The sequence below is a fragment of the Enterobacter sp. 22466 genome (assembly GCF_052044775.1).
GTDB lineage: Bacteria > Pseudomonadota > Gammaproteobacteria > Enterobacterales > Enterobacteriaceae > Enterobacter > Enterobacter dissolvens.
In genome coordinates this window covers 1-896 of the sequence record NZ_JBQENX010000038.1, presented here as the reverse complement: position 1 = coordinate 896, position 896 = coordinate 1, and the positions used below count along the sequence as shown (strand labels likewise).

Sequence of the window (896 nt, the reverse complement as noted above, 5' to 3'; positions counted from 1 at the left end):
TGTTTTTGGGGATTACGCCGCCATACAGCCATCAGCAGTGCGTTCAGGACAATGTCCTTTGTCATCCGGGATTGCATTGACCAGCCGATAATTTTGCGTGAGAACAGATCAACAACCACGGCAAGATACAGCCAGCCTTCGTGGGTCCTGATGTAGGTTATGTCCGTTACCCAACGCTCATCCGGAGCATCCGGATTGAACTGTCGCTGGAGCCTGTTGGGCGACACGATACTGGCCTCGCCTTTACGTGCCCGCGGACTCCGGTATCCGACCTGAGCCTTTATCCCGACACGTTTCATCAGTCGCCAGACTCTGTTCACTCCGCACTGTTGCCCGCTGTCCCGCAGATCCAGATGGATTTTGCGATAACCATAGACGCATCCCGATTCCAGCCAGAACTGTTTAATCTGTCCTGTCAGTCTCAGGTCTGCCTGACGGCGTTGTGAATGCGGCTGCTGAAGCCAGGCGTAAAAACCACTGGGATGAACATCCAGCACCCGACAGAGCAGGCGAACAGGCCAGCAACAGGTGTTGTCACGGATAAAGGCGTACCTCAGTCGGACAGCTTTGCGAAGTACGCCGCGGCTTTTTTTAATATGTCCCGTTCGTCGGTAACCCGCTTCAGCTCTTTCTGGAGACGGCGGATCTCGGCCTGAGCATCTGACTGTTCATTATGAGTGGAAGAATCCGGACCGTACTTCTTTATCCAGGCGTAAAGGCTGTGGGTGGTGATATCGAGACGTGTTGCAACGCTGGCAACAGAATAACCGCGATCAACAACCTGTTTGACTGCTTCAATTTTAAACTCTTCGGGATAACGCTTACCGCTCATGGGCACCTCTCTTTAAGCCATCTTAAATGACTCTGAGGTGTCTGTTAAACCCGTGGCGATTCAA

The 896-nt window shown here is 52.7% G+C and carries 1 pseudogene; it reads right to left on the bottom strand.

Features of this window, described 5'->3' with window-relative positions:
* Nucleotides 1-832: pseudogene (locus tag ACTJJI_RS26180) on the bottom strand (IS3 family transposase); the annotation flags it as partial.
* Between the last annotated feature and the right edge of the window lie 64 nt (nucleotides 833-896).